This is a genomic window from Luteimonas sp. J29 (assembly GCF_000472505.1).
Lineage (GTDB): Bacteria > Pseudomonadota > Gammaproteobacteria > Xanthomonadales > Xanthomonadaceae > Luteimonas.
The window spans coordinates 37,257-63,811 of record NZ_AWZR01000001.1; the positions used below are offsets into that span (position 1 = coordinate 37,257).

General features: G+C 73.2%; 26 protein-coding genes. 10 read left to right on the plus strand and 16 right to left on the minus strand.

Translation table 11 applies throughout. From position 1 onward, the window contains the following. Nucleotides 1-34: 34 nt before the first annotated feature. Genes LUTJ29_RS0100150 through LUTJ29_RS0100160 form a run of 3 tightly spaced genes read right to left on the minus strand, consistent with a single transcriptional unit; the run spans nt 35 to nt 3,472 of the window. Nucleotides 35-1,210, minus strand: coding sequence for an ABC transporter permease (locus LUTJ29_RS0100150; RefSeq protein ID WP_027070766.1), 1,176 nt, complete (start codon nt 1,208-1,210; stop codon nt 35-37). Continuing rightward, nucleotides 1,207-1,950 (minus strand): ATP-binding cassette domain-containing protein, encoded by a 744-nt coding sequence (locus tag LUTJ29_RS0100155; RefSeq protein WP_027070767.1) that lies wholly within the window; start codon nt 1,948-1,950, stop codon nt 1,207-1,209. The genes LUTJ29_RS0100150 and LUTJ29_RS0100155 overlap by 4 nt, the downstream gene beginning before the upstream one ends. Nucleotide 1,951: 1 nt before the next feature. Beyond that, the gene (locus LUTJ29_RS0100160) at nt 1,952-3,472 is read right to left on the minus strand and encodes an alpha/beta hydrolase (protein ID WP_027070768.1); all 1,521 of its coding nucleotides are present in this window, start codon (nt 3,470-3,472) and stop codon (nt 1,952-1,954) included. Nucleotides 3,473-3,867: 395 nt separating this feature from the next. On the opposite strand from LUTJ29_RS0100160, the gene LUTJ29_RS0100165 reads away from it, so the two are divergent. Continuing rightward, nucleotides 3,868-4,446 carry a hypothetical protein gene (locus LUTJ29_RS0100165; protein WP_156911520.1) on the plus strand — a complete coding sequence of 193 codons (579 nt, stop codon included), beginning with the start codon at nt 3,868-3,870 and terminating at the stop codon, nt 4,444-4,446. A gap of 11 nt (nt 4,447-4,457) precedes the next feature. On the opposite strand, the gene LUTJ29_RS0100170 is transcribed toward LUTJ29_RS0100165, so the two are convergent. Further along, the gene (locus LUTJ29_RS0100170) at nt 4,458-5,222 is read right to left on the minus strand and encodes a ferredoxin--NADP reductase (protein ID WP_255327193.1); all 765 of its coding nucleotides are present in this window, start codon (nt 5,220-5,222) and stop codon (nt 4,458-4,460) included. Nucleotides 5,223-5,315: 93 nt separating this feature from the next. On the opposite strand from LUTJ29_RS0100170, the gene LUTJ29_RS0100175 reads away from it, so the two are divergent. From LUTJ29_RS0100175 to LUTJ29_RS0100195, 5 genes are all read left to right on the plus strand, one after another. Continuing rightward, nucleotides 5,316-6,281, plus strand: coding sequence for an ABC transporter ATP-binding protein (locus tag LUTJ29_RS0100175; protein ID WP_027070771.1), 966 nt, complete (start codon nt 5,316-5,318; stop codon nt 6,279-6,281). Further along, entirely contained in the window at nt 6,278-7,093 is an 816-nt protein-coding gene (locus tag LUTJ29_RS0100180; RefSeq protein ID WP_027070772.1) for an ABC transporter permease, read from the plus strand. The genes LUTJ29_RS0100175 and LUTJ29_RS0100180 overlap by 4 nt, the downstream gene beginning before the upstream one ends. Beyond that, nucleotides 7,093-8,028 carry a 2-dehydropantoate 2-reductase gene (gene panE / locus LUTJ29_RS0100185; RefSeq protein ID WP_027070773.1) on the plus strand — a complete coding sequence of 312 codons (936 nt, stop codon included), beginning with the start codon at nt 7,093-7,095 and terminating at the stop codon, nt 8,026-8,028. Before LUTJ29_RS0100180 ends, panE begins: the two co-directional genes overlap by 1 nt. A gap of 236 nt (nt 8,029-8,264) precedes the next feature. Continuing rightward, nucleotides 8,265-8,783 carry a hypothetical protein gene (locus LUTJ29_RS0100190; protein ID WP_144774422.1) on the plus strand — a complete coding sequence of 173 codons (519 nt, stop codon included), beginning with the start codon at nt 8,265-8,267 and terminating at the stop codon, nt 8,781-8,783. Between the two features lie 5 nt (nt 8,784-8,788). Next, nucleotides 8,789-9,562: a hypothetical protein gene (locus LUTJ29_RS0100195; protein ID WP_156911521.1), complete on the plus strand. Its 774-nt coding sequence runs from the start codon at nt 8,789-8,791 to the stop codon at nt 9,560-9,562. 8 nt (nt 9,563-9,570) lie between these two features. On the opposite strand, the gene LUTJ29_RS0100200 is transcribed toward LUTJ29_RS0100195, so the two are convergent. Continuing rightward, nucleotides 9,571-10,383, minus strand: a complete 813-nt coding sequence (locus LUTJ29_RS0100200) for a TatD family hydrolase (protein ID WP_027070776.1) — start codon at nt 10,381-10,383, stop codon at nt 9,571-9,573. A 152-nt stretch (nt 10,384-10,535) separates the two neighbouring features. Here LUTJ29_RS0100200 and hrpB point away from each other — a divergent pair, with 152 nt between their 5' ends. Together hrpB and LUTJ29_RS15530 are read left to right on the plus strand one after the other, a co-directional pair. After that, nucleotides 10,536-13,025 carry an ATP-dependent helicase HrpB gene (hrpB, locus tag LUTJ29_RS0100205; protein ID WP_027070777.1) on the plus strand — a complete coding sequence of 830 codons (2,490 nt, stop codon included), beginning with the start codon at nt 10,536-10,538 and terminating at the stop codon, nt 13,023-13,025. Nucleotides 13,026-13,370: 345 nt separating this feature from the next. Further along, nucleotides 13,371-13,781, plus strand: coding sequence for a hypothetical protein (locus LUTJ29_RS15530; protein WP_144774420.1), 411 nt, complete (start codon nt 13,371-13,373; stop codon nt 13,779-13,781). A 34-nt stretch (nt 13,782-13,815) separates the two neighbouring features. Here the strand turns inward: LUTJ29_RS15530 and LUTJ29_RS0100215 are convergent, their stop codons facing one another. The 8 genes from LUTJ29_RS0100215 to queF all read right to left on the minus strand — a co-directional run bounded on the left by LUTJ29_RS0100215 (nt 13,816) and on the right by queF (nt 21,473). Next, on the minus strand, nt 13,816-14,931 hold the full coding sequence (locus LUTJ29_RS0100215; RefSeq protein WP_027070778.1) for a hybrid sensor histidine kinase/response regulator: 1,116 nt from the start codon (nt 14,929-14,931) through the stop codon (nt 13,816-13,818). Nucleotides 14,932-14,981: 50 nt separating this feature from the next. Further along, nucleotides 14,982-15,578, minus strand: a complete 597-nt coding sequence (locus LUTJ29_RS0100220) for a pseudouridine synthase (protein ID WP_027070779.1) — start codon at nt 15,576-15,578, stop codon at nt 14,982-14,984. A 13-nt stretch (nt 15,579-15,591) separates the two neighbouring features. Beyond that, nucleotides 15,592-15,996 (minus strand): PPC domain-containing protein, encoded by a 405-nt coding sequence (locus LUTJ29_RS15535; protein ID WP_051322545.1) that lies wholly within the window; start codon nt 15,994-15,996, stop codon nt 15,592-15,594. Nucleotides 15,997-16,338: 342 nt separating this feature from the next. Further along, a complete protein-coding gene (locus LUTJ29_RS0100230; RefSeq protein ID WP_043739971.1) occupies nt 16,339-17,205 on the minus strand; it encodes a class I SAM-dependent methyltransferase in 867 nt (288 codons plus the stop codon). A gap of 81 nt (nt 17,206-17,286) precedes the next feature. Beyond that, nucleotides 17,287-19,509 (minus strand): NADP-dependent isocitrate dehydrogenase, encoded by a 2,223-nt coding sequence (locus tag LUTJ29_RS0100235; RefSeq protein ID WP_027070781.1) that lies wholly within the window; start codon nt 19,507-19,509, stop codon nt 17,287-17,289. A 186-nt stretch (nt 19,510-19,695) separates the two neighbouring features. After that, nucleotides 19,696-20,172, minus strand: coding sequence for a hypothetical protein (locus LUTJ29_RS0100240; protein WP_027070782.1), 477 nt, complete (start codon nt 20,170-20,172; stop codon nt 19,696-19,698). Nucleotides 20,173-20,204: 32 nt separating this feature from the next. Beyond that, nucleotides 20,205-20,573, minus strand: coding sequence for a LysM peptidoglycan-binding domain-containing protein (locus LUTJ29_RS15540; RefSeq protein WP_084524499.1), 369 nt, complete (start codon nt 20,571-20,573; stop codon nt 20,205-20,207). An 87-nt stretch (nt 20,574-20,660) separates the two neighbouring features. Next, nucleotides 20,661-21,473, minus strand: a complete 813-nt coding sequence (gene queF, locus LUTJ29_RS0100250) for an NADPH-dependent 7-cyano-7-deazaguanine reductase QueF (RefSeq protein ID WP_027070783.1) — start codon at nt 21,471-21,473, stop codon at nt 20,661-20,663. Nucleotides 21,474-21,534: 61 nt separating this feature from the next. Between queF and LUTJ29_RS15545 the strand changes: the two genes are divergently transcribed. Further along, nucleotides 21,535-21,975, plus strand: a complete 441-nt coding sequence (locus LUTJ29_RS15545; RefSeq protein ID WP_051322546.1) for a protease inhibitor I42 family protein — start codon at nt 21,535-21,537, stop codon at nt 21,973-21,975. Between the two features lie 18 nt (nt 21,976-21,993). Here LUTJ29_RS15545 and LUTJ29_RS0100265 read toward each other — a convergent pair whose 3' ends face one another. Then, a complete protein-coding gene (locus tag LUTJ29_RS0100265; protein ID WP_027070784.1) occupies nt 21,994-23,313 on the minus strand; it encodes an amidohydrolase in 1,320 nt (439 codons plus the stop codon). Between the two features lie 93 nt (nt 23,314-23,406). On the opposite strand from LUTJ29_RS0100265, the gene LUTJ29_RS0100270 reads away from it, so the two are divergent. Then, nucleotides 23,407-24,192, plus strand: coding sequence for a TSUP family transporter (locus tag LUTJ29_RS0100270; protein WP_027070785.1), 786 nt, complete (start codon nt 23,407-23,409; stop codon nt 24,190-24,192). A gap of 3 nt (nt 24,193-24,195) precedes the next feature. Here LUTJ29_RS0100270 and LUTJ29_RS0100275 read toward each other — a convergent pair whose 3' ends face one another. Together LUTJ29_RS0100275 and LUTJ29_RS15550 are read right to left on the minus strand one after the other, a co-directional pair. Further along, on the minus strand, nt 24,196-25,491 hold the full coding sequence (locus LUTJ29_RS0100275; RefSeq protein WP_043739972.1) for an amidohydrolase: 1,296 nt from the start codon (nt 25,489-25,491) through the stop codon (nt 24,196-24,198). Nucleotides 25,492-25,547: 56 nt separating this feature from the next. Further along, nucleotides 25,548-26,201 (minus strand): mechanosensitive ion channel family protein, encoded by a 654-nt coding sequence (locus LUTJ29_RS15550; protein WP_084524501.1) that lies wholly within the window; start codon nt 26,199-26,201, stop codon nt 25,548-25,550. Nucleotides 26,202-26,555 lie beyond the last annotated feature (354 nt).

Sequence of the window (26,555 nt, forward strand, 5' to 3'; positions counted from 1 at the left end):
CGCGGCCGGGCTTCTTCGTTGCCGGGTCCCGGCCTCAGGCCGAGATCGCCAGCTTCTCCCGGTGGTACAGGCGCGCGGCCAGCAGCCACAGCACCAGGCCGGTGCCGAAGCCCACGCCGAGGTACACCATCCATTCCTGGGCCGTGATCACCTCGCTGCGCACCAGCTTGAGGATCATCTGGTTCTGGGCCAGGAACGGCACCGCGAACTGCCACAGCTGGTTCTTCATCGGGCTCACCATCAGCGCGATGGTCGGGACCATCGGCAGCAGCATCAGCACGCTCACGTAGGTCTGCGCTTCCTTGACCGACTTCACGGCGGCCGCGATCAGGGTCAGCAGGGTGGTGCCGACCAGCACCATCGGCAGCAGGACCAGCAGCAGCTTGGCCATCACCGGTACCGACACGTCCACCATCCGCATCGGGCCCGGGGCCAGCTGGAAGGAGAACTTGAGCGAGAGCACGATCAGCAGCAGCGAGAGCATGCCGAACAGGCAGGCGGCCAGGATCTTGCCACTCATGATCGCCGCGCGCGGCGCGGGCGTGGCCAGCAGCGGCTCGAGCGACTGCCGTTCGCGCTCGCCGGCGGTGACGTCGATCACCAGCGCGGCGCCACCCAGGAAGCTGAAGAGCACCAGCAGGTAGGGCAGGAACGCCAGCAGCATCCCGCGCCGCGCCTCCGGGGTGGCGACGTCGCGCTGCCCGATCTGGACCGCGAACGCGGCATCCGGGCTGACCCCCCGGTGGATCCCGCGCAGCACGCCCACGGTGCGGCTGTATTCGGCCAGCACCCCGCGCACGCGGTTGACCGGGATCTGCGAGTCCTGGCGCGAGCTGTCGTACACCAGTTCGACCTTCGCCGCGCGGCTGCTGCGCCACTGCTCGCCGTAGCCCGGATCGATGCGCAGCACCACGTCGTGCTCCTGGTCGCGCACCGCCTGGTCGGGATCGGCCGGCGGCGGCAGGATGTCGATGTTGCGCGACACCAGGAACGCCACCAGGTTGGGCGCGTGCTCGGCGCCGGCCACCGGCAGCTCGAGGGTCGATTCGAGCTGGGTGCGCACCCGCTTCTCGGCCAGCGAGCCCACGCCCAGGATCATCAGCGGGATCAGCACCGGGCCCATCAACAGGCCCAGCCCCATGGTCTTGCGGTCGCGGAACAGGTCGACCAGTTCCTTCTTCGCGACGGTCCAGATCACAGCCAGGTTCATGCGGCTTCTCCTTCGAGTCCGGCCAGGCGCACGAACACGTCCTCCAGGTCGGCCAGGCCGGTCATCTCGCGCAGTTCGTCGGGGGTGCCGATCGCGCGCACCTCGCCGTGCGCGATCACCACGATCCGGTCGCACAGCGCGGCGACCTCCTGCATGATGTGGCTGGAGAACACCACGCAGCGGCCTTCGTCGCGCAGCCCGCGCAGGAAGCTGCGCAGCCCGCGCGTGGTCATCACGTCCAGGCCGTTGGTGGGTTCGTCCAGGACCACGTTGCGCGGGTCGTGGACCAGCGCGCGCGCGATCGCGGTCTTGGTGCGCTGGCCCTGGCTGAAGCCCTCGGTGCGGCGGTCGAGGAAGTCTTCCATCACCAGGGTCTTCGCCATCGCCTCGGTGCGCGCGCGGATGGTCGCCTCGTCGATGCCGTGCAGGCGCCCGAAGTAGGCGATGTTCTCGCGCGCGGTCAGGCGCTTGTAGATGCCGCGCGCGTCGGGCAGCACGCCCAGGCGGCGGCGCACCGCGGTCGGGTCCTTCGCCACGTCGATGCCGTCGACCTCGATCCGGCCCTGGTCGGGCGACATCAGGGTGTAGAGCATGCGCAGCGTGGTGGTCTTGCCCGCGCCGTTGGGGCCGAGCAGGCCGGTGATCTCGCCGTCGCGCGCCTCGAAGCCGACGCCCTTCACCGCGTGCACGGTGCCGGTCTTGCTGCGGAAGGACTTGTGCAGGTTCTCGAGCAGGATCATGTCAGGGCTCCCAGCCGTAGTTGCCCGCGAACGGCGGCTGCGCGGACAGACGGTCCAGGCAGCTGGCGTCGAGCGCGGAGGCGTCGGTGGTTTCGATGAACTGGGCGAACAGCTTCGGCATGCAGCCGGCGCCGATCACGTTGTGGCCCTGGCCGGGCAGGACGAGGTGGCGCGCGCGCGGCAACGCCTCGACCACCTCGTCGCCGTAGTGCGGCGGCGTCACCGGGTCGTACTCGCCGCTGATCGCCAGCAGCGGGAGGTCGCCCGACAGCGGCGTGCGGAAGCCCTCGGCGCGCGTCCCCTTCGGCCACACCGCGCACTGCGCGCGCAGCATGTCGACGAGCAGGGTGCCGAGCACGGTGGCTTCCTCGCCCGCGGGCGGGTCGGTGAACTCGCCGGCGTCCTCGGTGCAGGTCACCGACAGGCCCATGCCCATCGCCATCTGCTCGCCGACCTGCGAGGTCACCATCCGCGACTGCGCGAGCAGGCTTTCGTAACGGCCCTGCGCGGCCTCGTGCAGCAGCAGCGGCAGGGTGGACGCCATCGCCGGCTGGTAGGCGTACAGGCGCAGCAGGCTGACCAGGTGGACCTCGCGCGGCACCTCCTCGCGCCAGTCGCCGCTCACCGGATCGCGGTAGCGCACCGGGTCGATGCCGCCGGCGCGCAGCCGTTCGCGCACCACGGCGAGCTGCCGGCGCGGGTCGCCGAGGTTGGTCAGGCAGGCCTGGTCGTTGCGGCAGCGCGCGAACTGCGCATCGAGCGCCTGCTCCAGGTTGCGCGCGTGCTCCTGGCCCAGCACCAGGGTGTTGGGCACGACCGAGTCGAGCACCACCGCGCGGGTGTGGTCGGGGAACGCGGCCGCGTACTGCTGCGCCACCCGGGTGCCGTAGGACACGCCCACCAGGTTGATGCGCTCCACGCCGAGCTTGCGCCGCACCAGGTCGAGGTCGCGCACGTGGTCGCCGGTGCCGTAGAAGCGCAGGTCGGCGCGCTGCGACAGTTCGTCGCGGCAGGCCTCGGTCAGGCGCACCAGCGTGGCCGTGTCGTCCTGGGCGCCGGCGCCGAACGCCGCCTCGTCGCTGAAGCCGGAACAGTGCAGCGGGTTGGAGCCACCGGTGCCGCGCGCGTCCACCAGCACCACGTGGCGGTTGCGGCGGACGTCGGCGAACGCCTCCGACAGCATCGGGAAGGTCTCGATCGCCGATTGCCCCGGGCCGCCGGAGATCATGTAGATCGGATCGGGCTCGGCCATCCCCTTGGCCGGCACCAGCGCGATCGCGAGGCTGATCCGGCGTCCGTCCGGCGCCGAGTGGTCCTCGGGCACCTCGAGGGTCGTGCATTGCGCCTCGACCGAGCCGCCACGCGGCGCGTCGAGCGCGCAGGGTTCGAACACGAGCTCGCCGTAGCGCAGCTTGCCCTGCGCATCGGTGTGCGGGCCGGTCGGCGGGCGCTCGCCGCCTTCGCAGCCGGCGAGCAGCAGCGCGGCGGCGAGCAGCGCGGGCAGGGAAGACAAGGGCTTCATTGCGATGTCTCCGGGAACAGGATCGATTCGATGGGTCGTGCGGACAACATGACGCCGCGCGATGCCGCGCCGGGCCGGGATCGCGCCGGCCGGTCGCGACGGCATCACCGACTGCCTCGACACCACCAGACGTCGGCCGGGCCGCGACTGTGACCGGTCACGGGCCGCGAACGGCGCGCCCATCATCGCCGGCCGGCGGCGTGGCGGGGTCGTCGGGGTGCACGTCGGTCGCGAGGCACGGGCGGTTCCGGCCGGACCGCGGCGGGAGCGCGCGAAAACAGCAGCGCAGGATGCCGGCACGCCGCGAGCGGCGTCAAGCAAGGGCGGCGCCGCGCGTGCGCCGGTGGAGCGTGGGCGCGCTAGACTTCGCCCGGACCTTCCAGGGAGTGGACACGATGCGGATCGAACATCGACAGGCGCGCTGGAGCGTGCGCGGATTCCTCGCCGGAATCCTGGTGCTGGCCGCCGCGGTGCAGGCCGGCGAGCCGGTGAGGCTCGAGCTGGCCGGCGTCGCCTACGAACACCGCTGGTCGCAGGCGGGGCAGAACGAGTTCACGCCCGCCGGGCAGGAAGACCTGGAACGCTGGCGGGACATGTTGACCCTGGTCGAGCGCCCCGACGCCACGGACGGGGTAGCACTGGCCGCGGTCGCCAATGGCGTGCTCGCCAACTACCGGCACGGCGGCGTGGTCGTGCGCACCGACTCGCGCCCGGCCACGCCCGACCGGCCGGCCGAGCACCTGGTGGTGGCGATGCTCGGCGGCGGGGCGATGGTGGAGGCGGCGTTCGCGCGCCTGCTGCTCCACGACGGCACCGGCCTGGTCGTGGTGCGCTCGCGCCGCGCCTACGGGGAGGACGCGGCCGGGGAGATCGGGCGCTGGGTCCAGGCCAACGGCATGCAGGTCGAGCAGGCGCTGATGGAGTGGCAACCGCCGCCCATGGCCCGCATCACCGCGCTGCCGCAGTCGCCCTGACCGCCCCGCGGCTACTTGCTGCTGACGTACTTCTCGCGGCGAATGCGCGGCACCGGCAGGCCCGCCTCCTTCAGTGCCTCGAAGCAGGCATCGACCATGTTCGGGTTGCCGCACAGGTAGGCGATGTCGCCCTGCGCGTCGGGCGCGAACTCGGCCAGGAACTGCTGCACGTAGCCGTGGCGCACGTCCGCGTGCGCGTGCGCCGAACCCGGCGCCGGCAGCTCGCGCGAGAAGCAGGGGACGAAGCGGAACCCGGGGTGCCGTTCGGCGAAGGCGCGGAATTCGTCGCCATACAGCAGCTCGGTCGGGGTACGCGCGCCGAACAGCAGCACGACCTCGATGCCGCGCTCGGCGATCGCCTTCTCCAGCAGCGGCAGCATCGACCGGTACGGGGTCACCCCGGTGCCGGTGGCGATCAGCAGGTAGCGGCGGTTGTCGTCGCCGGGCATCAGGCAGAAGCGCCCGAACGGGCCGCTGGCCTGGACCGTGCCGCCCGGCTCGAGCCCTTCGAACAGCGCGGTGGCCGCGCCGCCGGGCACGTAGCTCACCGCGATCTCGACCGCGTCGCCGGGGCCCAGGGCGTGGTCGTGGATGGTCGCCAGCGAGTACGACCGCCGGGTCGGCGTGCCGTCGGCGTAGTTGAAATGCACCTGGATGAACTGGCCGGGCACGAAGTCCAGCGGCTGGCCGTCGTCGCGGGTGAAGGTCAGGTGCGCCACCGACGGCGCGAGCATGCGCTTGCCGACGAGCTTGAGCGGAAACTGGACGATGGCCAAGACAGGAATGGGATGCTTTGGCCCGGGAGCGGACCGATGGGGCGCCTATACTAGCCCCTCGCCGTGAAACCCGGCCAAACCCCCCACGACGGTATGACCTCTGCTCCCGCCCCGGTCCCCGGCGCCCCCGCGCTGCGGATCCGCGACCTGCGAAAGACCTACGACAACGGCGTGCAAGCCCTGCGCGGCGTGTCCCTGGACGTCCAGCCGGGCGACTTCTACGCCCTGCTCGGCCCCAACGGCGCCGGCAAGAGCACCCTGATCGGCATCATCTCCTCGCTGGTCAACAAGACCTCCGGCCAGGTGTCGGTGTTCGGCATTGACCTGGAGGCCGATCGCGGCGCGGCCATGCGCCAGATCGGCCTGGTGCCCCAGGAGATCAACTTCAACATGTTCGAGAAACCGCTCGACATCCTGGTCAACTACGCCGGCTTCTACGGGGTGCCGCGCGCCGAGGCGCTGGCGCGCGCCGAGCAGGAGCTGCGCCGCGCCTTCCTCTGGGACAAGGCGCGGCTGATGAGCCGCACGCTCTCGGGCGGCATGAAGCGCCGGCTGATGATCGCGCGGGCGATGATGACCCGGCCGCGGCTGCTGATCCTGGACGAACCCACCGCCGGCGTCGACATCGAGATCCGCCGCGACATGTGGCGGGTGCTGCGCGAGATCAACGCCGCCGGCACCACCATCATCCTCACCACCCACTACCTCGAGGAAGCCGAGTCGCTGTGCCGCAACCTGGCGATCATCGACCGCGGCACCATCGTCGAGCAGGGTCCGATGCGCGCGCTGCTGGCCAAGCTTGACGTCGAGGGGTTCCTGTTCGATGTCGAGGGCGCGCTGCCGGCCACGCTGCCGGCGATCGAGGGCGCCGCCCTGGCCGCGCGCGACGACCACACCCTCGACCTCGACATGCCGCGGGCGATGGACCTCAACCGGGTGTTCGCGGCGTTCGACGCGGCCGGGATCCGGGTGCGCTCGATGCGGACCAAGTCGAACCGACTCGAGGAGCTGTTCGTGCGCCTGACCGGCAGCGCCCGCGACCGGGAGCAGGCCGCATGAGCCGGGTCGATCCGCATTCCGGCATCGTGGCCGCGCCGCCGGGCGCGCGCCTGCACTGGGTCGCGCTGTACACGATCACCCGGCGCGAGATCGCGCGCATCCTGCGCATCTGGGGCCAGACCCTGGTGCCGCCGGCGATCACGATGACCCTGTACTTCCTGATCTTCGGCGGCCTGATCGGCTCGCGCATCGGGCAGATGGGCGGCTACAGCTACATGGAGTTCATCGTCCCCGGCCTGGTGATGATGAGCGTGATCCAGAACAGCTACGGCAACATCTCCTCCAGCTTCTTCGGCGCCAAGTTCGGGCGCCACATCGAGGAGCTGCTGGTCAGCCCGATGCCCAACTGGGTGATTCTGGGCGGCTACGTGGCCGGCGCGGTGCTGCGCGGGCTGATGGTGGGCGTGATCGTGCTCGGGATCGCGATGTGCTTCACCACGGTGCGCATCCCGCACCCGCTGGTGACCCTGACCACCGTCCTGCTGGGTTCGACAATCTTCTCGCTGGCCGGCTTCGTCAACGCGGTCTACGCGAAGAAGTTCGACGACGTGGCGATCGTGCCCACCTTCATCCTGACCCCGCTGACCTACCTGGGCGGCGTGTTCTATTCGGTCAAGCTGCTGCCGGGCTGGGCCGAGACGGCCACGCATTTCAACCCGATCTTCTACATGGTCAACGCGTTCCGCTACGGCCTGCTGGGCACCTCGGACGTGCCGCTGTGGATCGCCTACGCGCTGATGCTGGCCTTCGTCGCCGTGCTCGGCGCGCTGTCGCTGTGGCTGCTGCGCCGCGGCGTGGGGCTGCGCAGCTGATGCGGGTGCTGGTGCTCGGCGCCGGGGGGACCGGCGGATACTTCGGCGGGCGCCTGGCGCAGTCCGGCGCCGAGGTCGCGTTCCTGGTCCGGCCGGCGCGCGCGGCGCAGCTGGCGCGCGACGGCCTGCGCATCCGCAGCGAACTGGGCGACGCCGACCTGGCGGTGCGCGCACTCACCGCCGACGCCCTGCCCGGTGCGCTGCGCGACGGCCCCTTCGACCTCGCCGTCCTGAGCTGCAAGTCCTGGGACCTGGAGGCCGCGATCGCCGACGTGGCGCCCGCGGTGGAGGCCGGTGCCACGGTCCTGCCGATCCTCAACGGGCTGCTGCACTACGCCGCGCTCGACGCGCGCTTCGGCCGCGAACGCGTGCTCGGCGGCCTGTGCTTCATCAGCGTGGCCAAGGCCGCGGACGGCTGCATCGTGCACATGGGCCGACCGGCCTCGATCACGTTCGGCGAGCGCGACGGCTCGCGCAGCGCGCGCGTGGACGCGTTCGCCGCCTTGTGCGCGGGCGCCGGCATCGACCACCGCGCCAGCGACGACATCGCCACCGAACAGTGGATCAAGTTCAGCTTCCTCGCCGCCCTGGCCGCCGGCACCTGCCTGATGCGCGCCAGCGTCGGCGGGATCGTCCGCAGCGAGGGCGGGGCGGCGTTCATGGCCGCGCTGCACGAGGAGTGCCTGGCGGTCGCCGCCGCGACCGGCCGGCCGGTGCCGGACCGGGCCGCGCGCGCCGCGCGCGACCACCTGGTGGATCCGGACTCGGCGGTGAAGGCCTCGATGCTGCGCGACCTGGAGGCCGGCGGCCGGGTCGAGGCCGCGCACATCGTCGGCGACATGTGGCATCGCGCCCGCGCCGCTGGCCTGGAAGCGCCGCTGCTGCAGGCCGCCTGGACGCACCTGCAGTGCTACGAGGCCGCGCGCGCCGGCTGACCCCCGCGCCGCATCATCGCCTGGCATTGCCGCGCGGGACGGGCCGCGCCGGCGCGTGACCGCGCGGGCCTGGCCGCCGCGCTGGACCGGAAACCCACCGCCGTCGCCGCGCCGGGCCATCCCGCGGACCGCACCTGAACGCCGACGTTGGCACCTGTTGGCGCCGGATCGCGTATGTACCCGGTGCAAGGCCATGCCATCATCCCGCGGGTCCCGCGGGCCAGGGAGGAATGCTCATGCGAAAGTCCGCTTCCGCCGCGCTCCTGCCGCTCCTGCTGGCGTCCGCCGCCGCCCCGGCGAACGACGCCTGCCTGGTCGGCGGCTGGGAGCCGCAGGGCAACGCGTTCGCCGAATGGATGCAGCGCCGCAACCCGGGCCTGCAGATGCAGGTCCAGCAGGACAGCGCGCGCTTCGAGTTCCGTGCCGACGGCACCTACAGCGCCGACATGCGCGGCAGCGCCACCGCCCGTGGCAGCGACGGCATGGCGGCGAAGGCGGGCGGCCGGTTCGGCGGCAGCGGGCGCTGGACCACCTCCGGCGACACCCTGACCCTGCACCAGGGCGTGGACCGCACCGAGGCGGACCTGGAGCTGAGCCGGAGCGGTGCGACGGTGGCGCGTTCGCGGCTGCCCGCCGGCGCGGGCGGGCCGTTGACCTACGGCTACCGCTGCGAAGGCAACCGGCTGGAGCTGCGGATGACCATGCCCGGCAGCGGAGACGTGGTGGTCCAGCCCTTCCTCCGCGAACGCCGGTGAACGGCGTGGCGATGTTGCGGAGGCTGGTGGCCTGGGCGCTGCCGTGTTGCCTGCTGGCCGGCTGCGACCGGCCGGCGGCGGGCGCCGGTGCCCCGGCACCGGCGGCGGACGGGTCCCCCGCGGCCGCGGCCCCCGGTCCGGGCACGGGCATCGAGGCGGTGCTCGCGCGCTACCTCGAGGCCGCGCTCGACCACGTGCAGTCGCCCGCCTGCCTGCGCCGCGACCAGGACGACTGGATGGCGCGCGCGCGCAGCGCCTGCGGCGACGATGCCGCATGCCTCGACCGCGCGCGTGCCGGACGCGCCCGCGCCCTCGAAGGCCTGCTGCCGGGCGCGGTGCTGGAGGCGGGCGCCGCGCTCGACGGCGCCGACGACGCCGACGACGGCGTGCGCCTGCTGGCGGTCGCGGGCGACCCCTCCGACGACGACCCCGCCGACGCGACCACGACGGTCGAAGGGCGCCCGTACGAGGCCGAAGGTGGCTTCCTGCTGGTCGACGACGGGTTCGACGAGGTCGCCTACGCGGAATTCGAGTCGCTGCTCGGCGACGAGGACGCATTGCGCGAACGCTACGGCGAGGCGCCCGTCGTGTTCCGTGGCCTGCGTGGCGCGCTGTCGGCGCAACCGTTCGACGTCGGCGGCCTGGCCGCGATCGACGCGGTGGGCGCGCGCGGCGGCTGGCTGCGCGTGCAAGGCCGGCCGGTGGAGGACGTCGACGGCCTGCCGCACTTCGACGGCACCGGCTGCGTGCTCGTCTACGGCTTCGATCCCGGCGCCTGAGCGGCGCGTCAGCCGGCTTCGGGCAGGCGGAAGAAGGCGCGCGCGGTGGCGGTGCTGGCGGCCGCGGTCGTGGCCGGGTCCTCGCCGCGGTCGCGCGCCAGTTCCTCGACGATGTGCGGCAGGAAGGCCGGTTCGTTGCGGCGGTCCTTCGGCATCGGCCTGAGCGTGCGCGGCAGCAGGTAGGGCGCGTCGGTCTCCACCATCAGCCGCTGCGCCGGGATGTGCTTCACCAGCTCGCGCAGGTGCGCGCCGCGGCGCTCGTCGCACAGCCAGCCGGTGATGCCGATGTGCCAGTCGTGGTCGAGGCAGTCGAACAGTTCCTCGCGGGTGCCGGTGAAGCAGTGCACCACGGCCGGGCCGATCCGGCCCTCGAACGCCCGCAGGATCGCGACGAAGTCGGCGTGCGCATCGCGCTGGTGCAGGAACAGCGGCTTGGGATTGCCGGCGGCGGCCAGGTCGGCGGCGATCTCGAGCTGGCGCTCGAACGCCTTGCGCTGCGCCGGGCGCGGCGAGAAGTCGCGGAAGTAGTCCAGGCCGCATTCGCCCACCGCCACCACTTCCGGGTGGCGGTGCAGCTCGCGCATCTGCGCGTCGCACTCGGCGGTGTACTCCACCGCGTGGTGCGGATGCACGCCGGCGGTCGCGAACAGCACGCCCGGATGCGCGCGCGCCAGCTCCAGCGCCTTCGGCGAATGCTCGCGGCTGGCGCCGGTCACCACCATCTGCACCACGCCGGCCGCGCGCGCGCGTTCGAGCACGGCGTCGCGGTCGCGGTCGAAGCTGTCGTGGGTGAGGTTGGCGCCGATGTCGACCAGTTGCATGGAGCGCGCGTCGAAGGACGAGCCGCGCATTCTAGCCGGCCGCCACGCGCATGCCGCGCCGCGGGCTGGACGGTTCGCGCCGGCGGCGTCCGAATGGCCGGATAATGGGGCTCCCGCGCCGACGATCCGGCCGGCACGCGACCATCGCCTCCATGGATCTTCCGATCACGCCACTGCTGCCCGCGATCCGGGACAGCCTGGCCGCGCATCCGCGGCTGGTGCTCGAAGCGCCGCCCGGCGCCGGCAAGACCACCGCGGTGCCGCCGGCGCTGCTCGAGGCGCCGTGGCTGGCCGGACGCCGGATCGTGATGCTCGAGCCGCGGCGCGTGGCCGCGCGCAGCGCAGCCGGTTTCATGGCCGCGCGGATGGGCGAGGAGGTCGGCGGCACCGTCGGCTACCGCATCCGCTTCGAGCACCGGGTGTCGGCGCGGACCCGGATCGAGGTGGTGACCGAAGGCATCCTCACCCGCATGATCCAGGACGACCCGGAGCTGCCGGGCGTGGGCGCGCTGCTGTTCGACGAGTTCCACGAGCGCCACCTGTCGGCCGACCTCGGCCTGGCGCTGGCGCTGGACGTGCAGGCCTCGCTGCGCGAGGACCTGCGGATCGTGGTGATGTCGGCCACGCTCGACGGCGAGCGGCTGGCCGCGTTCCTCGACGCGCCGCGGCTGTCGAGCGAAGGCCGCAGCCATCCGGTGCAGGTCGAACACTTCCCGGCGCGCCGCGACGAGGCGCTGGAGGCGCAGGTGCGGCGCGCGGTGGAGCACGCGCTCGCGCGGCATCCGGGCGACGTGCTGGTGTTCCTGCCGGGCCGGCGTGAGATCGCGCGCGCGGCGCAGGCGCTGGAAGGCGCGGCGGTGGACGCCGAGGTGCTGGAGCTGCACGGCGAGCTGCCGGTCGAGCGCCAGGCGCAGGTCCTGCGCCCTGCCGCGGACGGCCGTCGCCGCGTGGTGCTGGCGACCAACGTCGCCGAATCCAGCGTGACCCTGCCGGGCGTGCGCGTGGTGGTCGACAGCGGGCTGGCGCGCGAGCCGCGCTACGACCCGGGCAGCGGCTTCCCGCGCCTGGACGTGGTGCCGATCGCGCAGGCCTCGGCCGACCAGCGCGCCGGCCGCGCCGGCCGCGTCGCCGAAGGCTGGGCCTATCGCCTGTGGCCGGCCTCGCAGCGGCTGGAGCCGCAGCGCCGGCCCGAGATCGCGCAGGTCGAACTGGCCGGCCTCGCGCTGGAACTGGCGGCCTGGGGCGACGCCGCGCTGCGCTTCGTCGATCCACCGCCGCCGGGCGCGCTCGCGGCCGCGCGCGACCTGCTGCGGCGCCTGGGCGCGCTCGACGACCAGCACCGGATCACCGCGGACGGGCGGCGCATGCTCGCGCTCGGCACCCATCCGCGGCTGGCGGCGATGCTGCTGGCCGCGCGCGACGGCGACGAACCTGCGCTGGCCTGCGACCTCGCCGCGCTGGTCGAGGCGCGCGACCCGCTGCGCGGCCGCGACGACGGCTGGCGCGCGCGCTGGGCGGCGCTGGCCGCGTTCCGGGCCGGACGCACCGGCGCCGACGTCCACCGCGCCACGCTCGCCGCGATCGACGCCGCCGCGCGGCAGTGGCGGCGCCGCCTCGGCGCCCGCGGCGAGCCGCCGCGCGAGGCGCCCGCGCATGTGCTGGGCGACCTGCTCGCGCACGCCTTCCCCGACCGCATCGGCCGCGTGCATCCGCGCGATCCGCAGCGCTACCTGCTCGCCAACGGCCGCACCGCGCGGCTGCCCGACGACAGCGCGCTGCGTGGCGAACCCTGGATCGTCGCCAGCGAACTGCGCCACGAGGCGCGCGATGCGCTGGTGCTGCGCGCGGCGCCGGTGGACGAGGCGCGGCTGCGGCGCGACTTCGGCGAACGCTTCGTCGAGCGTGACGAGGTGCGCTGGGACGAGGCGCGGCGCGCGCTGGTGGCCGAGCGCGTACGCCGCTTCGACGGCATCGTGCTCGACGTGCGTCCTTCCGGATCGGTGGATCCCGCGCTGGCGCCGCAGGCGCTGACCGATGCGGTCGCCGCGCTCGGACTCGACGTGCTGCCCTGGACCGGGGCCCTGCGCCAGTGGCAGGCCCGGGTGCAGTCGCTGCGCGCGTGGATGCCGGACCTGGGCCTGCCGGATGTGTCCGACCAGGCGCTCCTGGCCACGCGCGAGGCGTGGCTGCGGCCGCTGTTCGAGGGCGCGACCCGGCTCGATGCGCTGTCGGCCGAGGCCTTCGGCGAGGCGCTGCGCGCGCAGGTGGACTGGCCGCTGCGCCAGCGGCTCGACGCGCTCGCGCCGGTACGGATCGTGGTGCCTTCAGGCATGGAACGCCGCATCGACTACGCGCTCGCCGCCGACGGCACGCCCGAGCCGCCGGTGCTCGCGGTCAAGCTGCAGGAACTGTTCGGCCTGGCCGACACGCCGCGCATCGCCGACGGCCGCGTTCCGCTCACCCTGCACCTGCTCTCGCCGGCCGGCCGGCCGCTGCAGGTGACCCGCGACCTGCGCGGGTTCTGGGACCGCACCTACCCGGAGGTGCGCAAGGAAATGAAGGGTCGCTATCCGAAGCACCCGTGGCCGGAAGATCCGTGGAGCGCCACCGCGACCCATCGGGCGAAGCCGCGTGGAACCTAGCCGCGCGTTCCTTCCCCGCAAGCGGGGAGGGGGGTCGGTGCGACGGAAGCGCGGTCCCTGCTCCTTCCCCCGCTTGCGGGGGAAGGCTGGGATGGGGGCAGGTTCCGCAGCGAGGACACCTGGCGTAGCGATGGATGCGGCCCCCACCCCGGCCCTCCCCCGCGAGCGGGGGAGGGGGTGTCAGGTGCGACGGACGCGGCGCGGAGTCCCTGCTCCTTCCCCCGCTTGCGGGGGAAGGCCGGGATGGGGGCAGGGGGTAAATCGTCGCGCCGCAGCGCATCACGCCGCGGCGACGGCGGCGGCCGCAGACTGTGCCACTATCGGCTTCCCGCCCAGGATTCCCCCATGAGCAGACTCGATTCGATCTCCGGAAAAATGATGGACCTGGTCGGCCAGGTCGGCGACAGCGTCCGCCACACCCTGCCCGACGGCGCCGGCAAATGGCTGCAGGCGGGCATGGCGCTGGGCGCGGCGAAAACCGGTTCGCGTGCGGTGGGCGGTGTCCTGCGCCGCAATCCGGCGGTGCTGGTCGCGGCCGCGGTCGGGATCGGGGCGGCGTGGTACGCGGTCCATCGCTACCGCCGCAAGCAACAGGCCAATGGCGACGGCCAGGTGATCGAGGGCAAGGCGCGCCGGGTCGAGGCGCGGCGTGCGTCGCGCAAGGGCGATGCGCCTTCGGGTGACGGCACCAGCGTGCGGCGGCGGTCCTCGCGTGCCAGGCAGGCCACGGCCGACACGCCCGCCGGCAACGAATGACACCGGGCATGGGCCGGCCCGCGCCGGCCCGGCCTCAGCCCGAAGCCGCGGCGGCGGCCGCCTCGGGCAGTTCCAGCACGAAGCGCGCGCCGCCGCCCTCGCGGTCCTCGTAGCGCAGTTCGCCGCCCACCGCGCCCACGATCTGGCGCGCCAGCGACAGCCCCAGTCCGGTGGACACCGCGTCGTTCACCCCGTCGTTGGGGTTGACCCGGAAGAACGGCGTGAACAGCGACGACTGCTTGGACGCCGGGATCCCCGGCCCGCGATCCTCCACCCGCAGCTGCTGGTAGCCCGGTGCGCCGGGCTGCACCGAGAGGTCGATGTCGCTGCCCGGCGCGTACTTGATCGCGTTGCTGATCAGGTTCTCGCACACCTGGCGCAGCACCAGCGGATCGATCGCCACCGTCGCATCCGACACCGACAGCACGCGCAGTCGCGCGCCGCGGTCCTCGAGCTGCAGTGCGTAGCGCCGCTCCAGCCATTCCACCAGCTCGGGCAGCGCCGCCCGGGCCGGTTCGCGCGCGGCCTGCGAGCGCGCCGATGCCTGGGTCTCGAGGTAGCGGCGGATGTAGCCCAGCGCGTCCTCGGCGCTGTCGCGGATCATCTGCAGGTAGCGCGGGACCCGCTCCGCGCGGGTCTGCCCGGTAAGCAGCAGGTCGCTGGCGAAGAAGATGCTGCTGAGCGGGTTCTTGAGGTCGTGCGCGACCAGGTTTACCAGTTCCTGGCGCTCGCGCGCCACCCGCTCGAGCCGGTCGCGGGTGAGCTTGAGGCCGATGTGCGCCTGCACCCGCGCCAGCAGTTCCTCCGGCATGAACGGCTTGGTGACGTAGTCCACCGCGCCCGAGTCGAACGCGCGCAGCAGCAGGTCGCGGTCGTGGGCGGCGGTGAGGAATACCACCGGCAGCCCCGACCACGCCGGATTGGCGCGGATCTCGTCGAGCAGTTCGAAGCCGTCCATGCCCGGCATCATCATGTCCAGCAGCACCAGGTCCGACGGCTGCTGCTCCAGGCGCTGCAGCGCTTCCTCGCCGCTCTCGGCGGTGTACACCGAATAGCCCTGCCGGGAGAGCAGCGCGCTGATGATGCGCAGGTTGGACGGCTGGTCGTCGACGACCAGGACCCGGCCGGCGCTGGCTTTGGTATTGGGCATGGGTTCCGGCGTTCCTGCGGTGCTCCGTACCGCGGCGGGTTGCCCGAACGTTAACAGACGCCCCTGCCGCCGGGAATCCGCCCGCGCCGGCTGCGCGCCGACCGCCCGGGCCGGGCGTCGAGCAACCGCCATTGCCCCGGCGCCAGCCCGTCGAGCGCGTGCTCGCCGATCGCCATCCGCACCAGGCGCAGGGTGGGCAGCCCGACCGCCGCGGTCATGCGCCGCACCTGCCGGTTGCGGCCCTCGTGGATCTGCAGCCGCAGCCACGCGTCGGGCACGGTCAGGCGATGGCGCACCGGCGGATCGCGCGGCCACAGCGCGGGCGGGTCGATGGCCTCGACCCGCGCCGGCCGGGTGGGTCCGTCGTTGAGCAGCACGCCCTCGCGCAGCGCCTGCAGCTGCGCGGGGGTCGGCATGCCTTCCACCTGCACCAGGTAGGTCTTGGGCAGTTTGTGGCGCGGATCGGTGATGCGGTGGGCGAGCGCGCCGTCGTCGGTCAGCAGCAGCAGGCCTTCGCTGTCGTGGTCCAGGCGGCCGGCGGGATACACGCCCGCCGGCAGCCCGAAACGGGCGAGCGTGGGCCGCGGCGGAGTGCTGCGGTCGGTGAACTGGCACAGCACTCCGTACGGCTTGTTGAGCGCGATCAGCGCCACGCCACGCTCAGTTGTCCTCGAGCACCACGGCGCGCAGGGTGTAGTCGCCGAGGTGGCCGTCGCCCATCGGCAGCGAATTCACGCGCACCGTGTAGGTGCCGGTCTCCGGCGCGGTCATCACCACCGCGGCGTTGGTGCTGCCGTTCTCGTGGTCGTCGTTCTCGGCCAGCAACTCGCCGTCGCCACCGAACACCAGCAGCACCGGGTCGAAGTCCTCCGAGCGCGCCGTGATCACCACCAGCTGGCCCTGCCGCAGGCGCAGGCTGTAGTCGTGGCTGCGTCCGCCGCGGTCGCTGGGGCGGTCGCTGGCCTGGAGCCGGCCCTGCACGGCCTTGCCCGGGACCAGGGGCTGGGCGGCGAACGCCGGCAGGGTGGCGAGGGCGAGGCCGAGGGCGAGGAGGGTCTTGCGCATGGGGAGATGCCGTCCGGGCGCGCGCATGGCCCGTGGCCGCGGCGCGCCGCGCGGCGACGGTCCCGGGGGATTGCCCGGGAGGCATAGCTTAGATGGACGGGGGGCGGGCGGGGCCCAGGTCCCTGCGCGGATCGGGCGGGACGCGCCCGCGGCGTGGGCGGAGGGTCGCCAGCGGGCGGGCTGCCTCATCGATTCGCCCGCGCGATGCAGATGGCGTGGGGCCGGAGCAGTCCTGGCGGGCGGGGCCGGCGCGACGCGGATGCAGCCGGTTGGAGGCGACCGGTGCGCGGGCTGCCGGATGGCATCACCCGCGCGCGGTGCCGGAGGCGCGGAGGCGGAGGGCTATTCGCCGGCGGGCTTGACGAACCGCAGCGTCATCCGGTCGCTCTCGCCGATGGCGCGGTACTTGTCCGCGTCGGTGGCGTCGTGGCGGCCGACCGGGAACAGGGTCCAGACGCCGTTCGGGTGGTCCTTGGTGTCGGCCGGGTTGGCGTTGATCTCGCTGGTCGCGTCGAGGCGGAAGCCGGCGGCCTCGGCCATCGCGATCACCTGGTCCTGGCCGACGTATCCGCTGCGGTCGTCGGCGGGCACGTCGGCCGCGGCGCGGTGCTCGACCACGCCCAGCACGCCACCCTCGCGCAGCACCTCGAAGAAGCCCTTGAACATGCCTTCGGCCTGGCCGGCGCTGCGCCAGTTGTGCACGTTGCGGAAGGTCACGACCAGGTCGGCCGAGCCGGGCTCGCCGAACACCGGCGCGGCCGGGTCGTAGGCGACGACGGTGGCGCGGTCGAACTGCGCCGGGGAGGCGGCGAAGCGCTGCTCCAGCCCGTCCCTGGCGCGCTGCTGGTAGTCGCGGCCGCCTTCGGGCAGCGCCTGCGGGTCGACCACCGCGGCGACGTAGCGGCCGTGTTCGCGCAGGTACGGCGCGAGGATCTCGGCGTACCAGCCGCCGCCGGGGGTGATCTCGACCACGGTCTGGTCGGGCTTGAGGCCGAAGAACGCGAGCGTCTCGGCCGGATGGCGGTACCGGTCGCGGGCGCGGTTGGCCTCGCTGCGCCAGTCGCCGGCTAGCACCGCCTGCAGCGCGGGATCGGCGGCAGGCGCGGCGGACTGCGCTTGTGCGGACGGATCGGCCGCCACGGCGGTGGACAGGGCGGGCGCCAGGGCCAGGGCGAGCAGGCCGGCGCGGAGCAGCGGATGTCGGATCATGGTCTCGGGCCGCACGATGGAGGTGCGGCCGAGCCTAGCATGCCGGTCCGCCGCGCCGGGTGTGCGCGGCGGCGGCGTGGACTACAGCGCCGCCAGCGCCTCGTTGAACAGCCGGCTCGGGCGCATCGCCGCCGACACCTTTTCCATGTCCGGGCGGTAGTAGCCGCCGATGTCCACCGGCCGGCCCTGCACGCCGTTGAGCTCGGCCACGATCCGCTCCTCGTTCTCCGACAGCACCTTGGCCAGCGGCGCGAACTTCGCCTTCAGGCCCGCATGCTCGTCCTGGGCGGCCAGCGCCTGGGCCCAGTACAGGGCGAGGTAGAAATGGCTGCCGCGGTTGTCGAGCCCCCCGACCTTGCGCGCCGGCGAGCGGTTCTCGTCCAGGATCCGGCCATTGGCCTGGTCGAGGGTGCGCGCCAGCACCGGGGCGGCCGAGTTCAGCCAGCGCTGGCTGATGTGCTCCAGCGACGCGCCCAGGGCCAGGAACTCGCCCAGCGAATCCCAGCGCAGGTAGTTCTCCTCGAGGAACTGCTGCACGTGCTTGGGCGCGCTGCCGCCGGCGCCGGTCTCGAACAGGCCGCCGCCGGCCATCAGCGGCACGATCGACAGCATCTTGGCGCTGGTGCCAAGCTCCATGATCGGGAACAGGTCGGTGAGGTAGTCGCGCAGCACGTTGCCGGTCACCGAGATGGTGTCCAGGCCCTTGCGGATGCGCTCGAGCGAGAACTTCATCGCCTCCACCGGCGGCAGGATGCGGATGTCGAGCGCGTCGAGGGTGTGCTCCTTGAGGTAGGTCTCGACCTTGGCGATGACCTGCGCGTCGTGCGCGCGCGCCGGATCGAGCCAGAACACCGCCGGCGTCTTGCTGATGTGGGCGCGGTCGACCGCGAGCTTGACCCAGTCGCGGATCGGCGCGTCCTTGGTCTGGCAGGCGCGCCAGATGTCGCCGGCCTCGACCGCGTGCTCGAACACGGTCTCGCCCTTCGAGTCGGTCACCCGGATCACGCCGTCGCCCGGCGCCTGGAAGGTCTTGTCGTGGCTGCCGTATTCCTCGGCCTTCTGCGCCATCAGGCCGACGTTGGGCACGCTGCCCATGGTCGCCGGGTCGAACGCGCCGTTGGCCTTGCAGTCCTCGATCACCGCCTGGTAGATGCCGGCGTAGCAGCGGTCGGGGATCACCGCCTTGGCGTCCTGCAGCTGCCCTTGTGCGTTCCACATGCAGCCCGAGTCGCGGATCATCGCCGGCATCGAGGCGTCGACGATCACGTCGCTGGGCACGTGCAGGTTGGTGATGCCCTTGTCGGAGTTGACCATCGCCAGCGCCGGGCGCTGCGCGTACAGCGCGGCGATGTCGGCCTCGATCGCCTCGCGGGTGGCCGCGGGCAGCGCCTGGATCCGCGCGTACAGGTCGCCGATGCCGTTGTTCGGGTTGAAGCCGGCCTCGGCCAGCGCCGCGGCGTGCTTCTCCAGCACCGGGCGGTAGAACTCCTCGACCACCACGCCGAACATGATCGGGTCGGAGACCTTCATCATGGTCGCCTTCAGGTGCAGCGAGAACAGCACGCCCTGCGCCTTCGCGTCCTCGATCTGGCGGGCGACGAACGCCGCCAGCGCCCTGCGCGACATGCGCGCGCCGTCGACGATCTCGCCGGCCTGTACCTTCAGCGAGTCCTTCAGCACCTTCGTGCTGCCGTCCTTGCCGTGGAAGGTGATCGACAGGACGTCGTCGGCCGGCATCGTCGCCGACAGTTCGCTGGCGTAGAAGTCGCCCTCGTCCATGTGCGCGACGTGCGACTTCGAATCCGGCGACCACTTGCCCATCCGGTGCGGGTGCTTGCGCGCGTAGTTCTTCACCGCCGCCGGCGCGCGGCGGTCGGAATTGCCCTCGCGCAGCACCGGGTTCACGGCGCTGCCCAGCGCCTTTCCGTAGCGCGCCTTGATGTCGCGCTCGGCGTCGTCCCCGGGTTCGTCGGGATACTCGGGCAGCGGGTAGCCCTGCGCCTGCAGTTCGCGGATCGCGGCCTTGAGCTGCGGCACCGAGGCGCTGATGTTGGGCAGCTTGATGATGTTGGCTTCCGGGGTCTTGGCCAGCTCGCCCAGTTCGGCCAGGTCGTCGCCCACCGCGCGCTCGCCCAGCAGGTCCGGGAACTGGGCCAGGATCCGCCCCGACAGCGAAATGTCGCGCGTCTCCACCGCGATCCCCGCGGCGCCCGCGAACGCCTGCACGATCGGCAGCAGCGAGGCCGTGGCCAGGAACGGCGCCTCGTCGGTGAGGGTGTAGATGATCTTCGGGGTCTCGGACATGCGGGCTCGTCTCGTCGCGGCGGCGGAAAGTCAATCGCGCCATTGTCGCGCGTCGGCCCGGACGGGGCAAAACCGCGCCGTGCCTTACCCCGGCGCAGGGACGGCGGGCCCGCGTTGCGCGCGCGAAAAAAGAAGAGGCGCGGGCTGTGCCGCGCCTCCTGCCCGCTTCGCGTCCGGTGGTGCTGGTCAGCGCACCTCGAATTCGCTGCTGCCGACCGGGTTGCCGTCCTGCGACACCTCGAAGCGGTAGCGGCCGGGCGGCCAGCCGTCGGGCTTGCTGATGTGGAAGTCGGTGACCTGCGCGCCGGCGGCGACGTCCTTCTGCTCTTCGGCCACGACCTGGTCGCTGTCCAGGTGGGTCCACCTCGCGTCCAGCCGCCGCGCCGGGCCGTCGGTCTCCACCGACGCGTGGATGGTGTCGCCGCTGGCGAAGGTGGTCTGCGGCGCGGCGATGCGGTTGTCGGCACCGATCGCGTTGCCGAGGCTGATGCTGGCGGTACTGGCCGGTGCCGGCGCGGGCATCGGTGCCGCTGCGGGTGCGGCCGGTTCGGCGGCGGTCGGCGGCGGCACGGCCGGGGCGGGCTCTTCCTTGCGGCAGCCGGCGAGGGCGGCGGCGCCCACGGCAGCGGCCAGCAGGGCCTGGGAAAGTCGGATCTGGCGCATGGGAAGGTCCTCTTCGATGGGCGATGGGCGTGTCAGGCCTCGGCAGGCGGCGGGGCGCGGCCCTCGCCGGCCTCCTCGATCTCGGGCAGGGTGATCACCTGGCCGGGGAAGATGCGGTCGGGGTTGTCGATGGTGTCGCGGTTGGCGTCGAAGATGCGCTGCCAGTAGCTCGCCTTGCCGTACACGCGCTTGGCGATCGCCGACAGGGTGTCGCCCTTCTCGATGGTGTAGCTGCGCGCGCCGAGGCTGCCGGCACCGCCCTGGGCGGCCGGGACGCTGTCGGCGCCACTGACCACGTTCGAAAAATCGGGCTTGCCCCCGGTCGGCTTCACGCCGTCGGCCGGCACGCTGCTGGCGCCGCTCTGGACGCCCGAGAAGTCGGGCTTGCGGTCGTTGGTCATGGCGCGGCTCCTGCGCTGGAAGTGCAGCGCGACGGTCGCACGCGACGCGTTAAGGGCGCATCGCGATCGCGCCCGCGGGCCGTTCAGCTATTGCCGGTCCTCGCGTCGCGGCGGTGGCGGCGTGGTACCGGGCGTGGCCCGCCACGGATTGATGTCCAGCCCGCCGCGGCGGGTGTAGCGCGCCTCTACCGAAAGCCGCCGCGGCGCGCAGCGCGCGAGCACGTCCACGAACACCTTCTCCACGCACTGCTCGTGGAAGCCCGCGTGCTCGCGGAACGAGACCAGATAGCGCAGCAGCGCGGTGCGGTCGATGCGCGGGCCGCTGTAGGCGACGTCGATCGTGGCCCAGTCCGGCTGGCCGGTGACCGGGCAGTTGGACTTGAGCAGGTGGCTGCGCAGCACCTCGTCGGCCTCGTCGCCGGGATCGGCCCGGAGCAGGCCGGGATCGGGCGGGCCGTAGCGGTCGATGTCCACCTCGAGCGCGTCGATGCAGGCCGCGCCGTCGTCGCCGCCCGCCGGCGGCAGCCCGAAGCGCACCTCGACCGGACCGCCGGCCGCGCGCGACAGGTCGTCGGCGATGCGCTGGCGCACCGCTTCGGGCGCATCGAAGCGCTCGCCGTTGAGCGAGTTGAGGTAGAGCTTGAGCGACTTCGACTCGACCAGGTGCGGGGTCGTGGCGGGCACCAGGAACGTGGCGGTGGCGACCTGCGGCTTGCCGCGCGCGTCCAGCCACGACAGCTCGTAGGCGTGCCAGCGGTCGTGGCCGGCGAACGGCAGCGCGCCGTCGACGCCCAGCGCCGCGCGCGATGGTGCACGCGCCACCGGGAACAGCAGCGCCGGATCGTAGCGGCGGGGATAGGCGACCTCGCGGCCGAGCAGCGAGTCTTCGGGTCGTGTCATGGCGCGATTCTAGTCGCTGTGCTGTCATGAGCCCGGGAACCGCCCTGCGGGAGGCGACGCGATGCGCCCGCTCCACGTCCTGCTGCTGCCGTGCCTGCTGGCCGCCTGCGTCCACCACCGGTCACCGGCCAATGCCTCGGAACCCGCCCGGTTGTCTGCCGCCGACGCGCCGGAGGTCGTCGCGCCGGCAGCGCAGGGCCCGACCGTGCTGGCCGTGGGCCAGGTACTCGAGATCGCCCTGCAGGGCAATGCCGGCACCGGCTACGCCTGGGAACTCGTGGAGGACGGTGCACCGCGGCTGGTGCGCGCGGTGCCGCCGCCACGGCAGGAAGACGGGGCGCCGGCGGACCCGCCCCTGGTGGGGGCGGCCACCACCCTGCGCTGGCGTTTCCGCGCCGTGGAGCCTGGCCAGGCGCGGATCCGGCTGGTCTACCGGCGGCCGTGGGAGCAGGGCGTCGCGCCGCTGCGCGAGGCGGTGTTCGATGTGGTGGCGGCGCCCTGAGGAGCGGCCCGCGCGGCCTCAGCCCTCTCCGCCGTGCAGGTAGTCGAGCGAGACCTGCAGCATCGCCCGCAGTCCGACGTCGAGCGCCTCCTCGTCGAGGAAGAACTCCGGCGAGTGGTTGCTGGCCGCGTTGGCGGGATCGACGCCGCGCGGGGTGGCGCCGACGAAGAAGAACAGGCCCGGCACCTCGCGGGCGAAGAACGAGAAGTCCTCCGCGCCGGTGATCAGGCCCGGGTCGAGGACGTTGCCCTCGCCGACCGCCTGCTCGAGGCTGGGCCGCATCCGCGCCGCCAGCGCCGGGTCGTTCACGGTGACCGGGTAGTTGTGGTCGATCGGGATCCGCGCCTCCACCGTGGCCCCGTGCGCGGCGGCGACGTGTCCGGCGACGTTGCGCAGGTCGTCGAGCACCGCCTGGCGCATGTCGTCGTCGAAGGTACGGATGGTGCCGATCAGTTCGACCTGGTCGGGGATGATGTTGTGGCGGATGCCGCCCTTCACCGCGCCGAAGGTCAGCACGACCGGCAGCCGGGTGATGTCGGTGCGGCGGCTGACGATGGTCTGCGCGGTCGACACCAGGTCGGCGGCGGCGACGACCGGATCGACGCCGTTCCACGGCCGCGAGCCGTGCGTCTGCCGGCCCTTGACCGTGATCTCGAACGCGTCGGACGCGGCCATGAGCGGGCCCGGGCGCACCGCGATCCGGCCGGCATTGAGCGAGGAGCTCACGTGCAGGCCGAACACCGCGTCGGGCCGGAAGTCGGCGAACACGCCCTGGGCCAGCATTTCCTCGGCGCCGCCGGCCTCGCCTTCCGGTGCGCCTTCCTCGGCCGGCTGGAAGATGAAGAGCACCTCGCCCGGAAGTTCGTCCCGCATCGCGACCAGCGCTTCGGCCACGCCCATCAGGATCGCCACGTGCGCATCGTGGCCGCAGGCGTGCATCACGCCCACGGTCTCGCCGCGGAAGGTGGCGGTGGCCTTCGAGGCGAACGGCAGGTCCACGCGCTCGGTGACCGGCAGAGCGTCCATGTCGGCGCGCAGCGCGATCCGGGGGCCGGGCCGCCCGCCCTTGAGCACCGCGGTGACGCCGGTGGTGGCGATGCCGGTCCTGGGCTCGAGCCCGAGCGATCGCAGGTGCGCGGCGACCAGCGCGGCGGTGCGCGTCTCGCGGTTGCCCAGCTCCGGGTGCTGGTGGATGTCGCGGCGCCACTCGATCACCTTCGACTGCAGCGTCCGCGCGGCCTCGACGACTTCGGGGCGCTGTTGCGCGGACACGGCGGCGAGGGGCAGGCTGGCGGCGAGCAGGCAGGCGAGGGCGGTGGGCAGCAGGCGCGGTTGCATCGAGCGGTCTCCCGGGAAGTGCCCCGGATGCTAACCGAACGCGCGCTGCGTAGACTCGCCGTTCCCGCGCCACGCGCTCCTTCTTCCCCCGCGATGCACGAACTCGCCCTGCAGGTGCTGGCGTGGCTGTTCCTGGCCGCGCTGCTGGCCGGTTTCATCGACGCGATCGCCGGCGGCGGGGGCATGGTCACGATCCCGGCGATGCTGCTGGCGGGGATCCCGCCGCTGCAGGTGCTGGGCACCAACAAGCTGCAGGCCGCGTTCGGCTCGGGCGCGGCCAGCTGGAGCTACGCGCGCGGCGGCCACGTCGACCTGCGCGCGCAGTGGCCGATGGCGACGGGGGCGGCGCTGGGTTCGGTCGGTGGCGCGCTGCTGGCCACCGCCCTGCCCACCGACTGGCTGCGCGCGGTGCTGCCGCTGCTGCTGGTGGCGGTCGCGCTGTACTTCGGCTTCAAGCGCGGCGTGGGCGAGCTCGAACGCCACCGCCGGATCAGTCCGCTGCTGTTCGGACTGCTGTTCGTGCCGGCGATCGGCTTCTACGACGGCGTGTTCGGTCCCGGCACCGGTTCGTTCCTGATGCTCGGCTTCGTGTCGCTCGCCGGCTTCACCATCCTCAAGGCGACCGCGCACACCAAGCTGCTCAACTTCGGCTCCAACCTCGGCGCGCTCGCGGTGTTCGCCGCGGCCGGCGCGGTGTTGTGGAAGGTCGGCCTGGTGATGGGCGCGGGCCAGTGGATCGGCGCGCGGCTGGGGGCGCGCTTCGCGATGCGCCGCGGCGCGCGGGTGATCCGGCCGCTGCTGGTGGTGGTGTCGATCGCGCTGGCGCTGCGCCTGCTCGCCGACCCGGCGCATCCGCTGCGCCAGTGGGCGGGCGGGTAGGCCTCAGCCGCCCTCGAGGAAATCCACGGTCGCCTGCAGCAGCGCGCGCAGGCCGAGGTCGAGCGCGGACTCGTCCGGCGCGTACAGCGGCGAGTGGTTCATCGGCGCCGACTCGAGCGCCTGCCCGCGCGGCGTGGTGCCGACGAAGAAGTAGAAGCCCGGCACCTCGTTGGCGAACACCGAGAAGTCCTCGGCGATGGTGTAGCGCGGCACCTCGACCACGTTGCCGGCGCCGGCGGCCTTCTCCAGCGAGGGGCGCAAGCGCTGGAACAGGGCCGGGTCGTTGCTGGTCGAGGGCGCGTTGCCGGCGACCTCGAGCTGCGCGGTCGCGCCGCTGGCCGCGGCGAAGTGGGTGGCGGTGGCGCGGAAACGTTCGATCACGTCCTCGCGCACCTGCGGGTCGAAGGTGCGCAGGGTGCCGACCATCGTGGCCTGGTCGGGGATGATGTTGAAGCGCGTGCCGCCCTGGATCTGGCCGGCGGTGAGCACCACCGGATGCGCGGTGATGTCGACCTGGCGGGCGATGATCGCCTGCGTGCCCAGCAGCACCTGCGCGGCGACGGTGAGCGGGTCCACGCCGGCCCAGGGCTGCGAGCCGTGGGTCTGGCGGCCGCTGATGGTCAGGGTCCACTCGTCGGCGCTGGCCATGAACGGGCCGCTGCGCACGCCCAGCTGGCCGGCGTGCAGCCGCGACCACACGTGCAGGCCCAGCACCGCGTCGGGCCGGAAGTCGTCCCAGATCCCTTCGTCCAGCATGCGCCGCGCGCCGGCCACCTCGCCGGCCACCGGCGGCCCTTCCTCGGCGGGCTGGAAGATGAACATCACTTCGCCCGGCAGCTCCTCGCGCATGCCGGCCAGCGCCTGCGCCACGCCCATCAGGATCGCCACGTGCATGTCGTGGCCGCAGGCGTGCATCACCCCCACCGGCTGGCCGCGGTACTCGCCGCGCACGGTCGAGGCATACGGCAGGCCGGTGGCCTCGGTGACCGGCAGCGCGTCCATGTCGGCGCGCAGCGCGATGCGCGGGCCGGGCCGGCCGCCCTTGAGCACCGCGGCCACGCCGGTGGCGCCGATCCCGGTGCGCGGCTCCAGGCCCAGCGCGCGCAGGTGGTCGGCGACGACCCCGGCGGTGCGCACTTCCTCGTTGCCCAGTTCCGGATGCCGGTGCAGGTCGCGCCGCCACTCGACCACCTTCGCCTGCAGCGCGCGCGCCGCGGCGTCGACGTCGGGCGCGGCCTGGGCGGCCGCGGGCAGCAGGGCGATCAGGGCGGAGAGGGCAAGCGGGGCGATGCGGGGCATCCGGGACCTCCGGCGTGGCGTGGAGCCCGCATCCTATGCGAACGGCGCCTGCGCGATCAGGGGAAGTGGCTGGCCACCGAACTTCCGCCGCCGCCGGTCGGCAGGCGCGCGGCGTCGCCGTCGCCGCTGGAGGGCTGCGCGGGCGGGGGCGGGGGCGGTTCCCCGCGCCAGCGCCGGGTCGCGCGCTGGAAGAACAGGCTGTTGGGCACCCGCAGCACGCTCTCGCCGCCGCCCGGGTGGGATTCGGCCAGGGTGACGTAGACCAGGTTCATGTCCACCACGCGCCCGCGCAGGCCGGGCTTGTCGCCGCTGTCGACCAGCTCGATGTGGTCGAGCAGCCGGAACGGGCGCGTGACCAGGATCAGCAGCGCGCAGAACACGTTGGTGAGCACGCTCCACAGCGCGAAGAACGCGACCGCGGCCACGGTGGCGAAGCCGGTGAACGCGCCCCACAGCACCGCGCCCGACACGCCCAGCGCGCGCAGCACCAGCAGCAGGGCGGCGAAGCCCAGCAGGAAGCTGGTCGTGCGCCGGGCGATGAGCACGATCTGGGCCGGCAGGTCGTAGCTGGCCGCCAGGCGCCGCACCAGGCGCAGCACCAGCCAGCGCAGCAGCAGCGCCGCGAGCACGATCGCCACCACCTGGAGCAGGACGCTGATCCCCTCCAGCCAGGGCTGCAGCCACGGCGGCAGCATCGGCCTCAGGTCCATGCGCGGGGCTCGCGGTCGCGGGATCCGGCGCGGGTGCGATGCGGAATCATGCAGGCGTCGCCGGCAGGGGCGCGGATCGGAAGGGGCGCCAGCTTGCACCAGCGCGCGGCGCGTGGGCAAGCGCGGCCGCCGCCGTGCCGGACATGCGCGGCAGGTGCGCTCTGGCGCTGCGTGCAAGGCCGTGCAGGCCGATGCGGGCGGGCTCTCGTGCGTTGCGCGCGGGCCACGACGTCGCGCCACGCACCGCGGCGTCCGTCCGACGACAGGACGGGTCGGTGGCGCGCCGCCGCCCGCCGCCGGCCGCACGTCGCGCGGGGCGGGCCGGCGCCGGCGGGCGCGCTATCATCCCCGGCT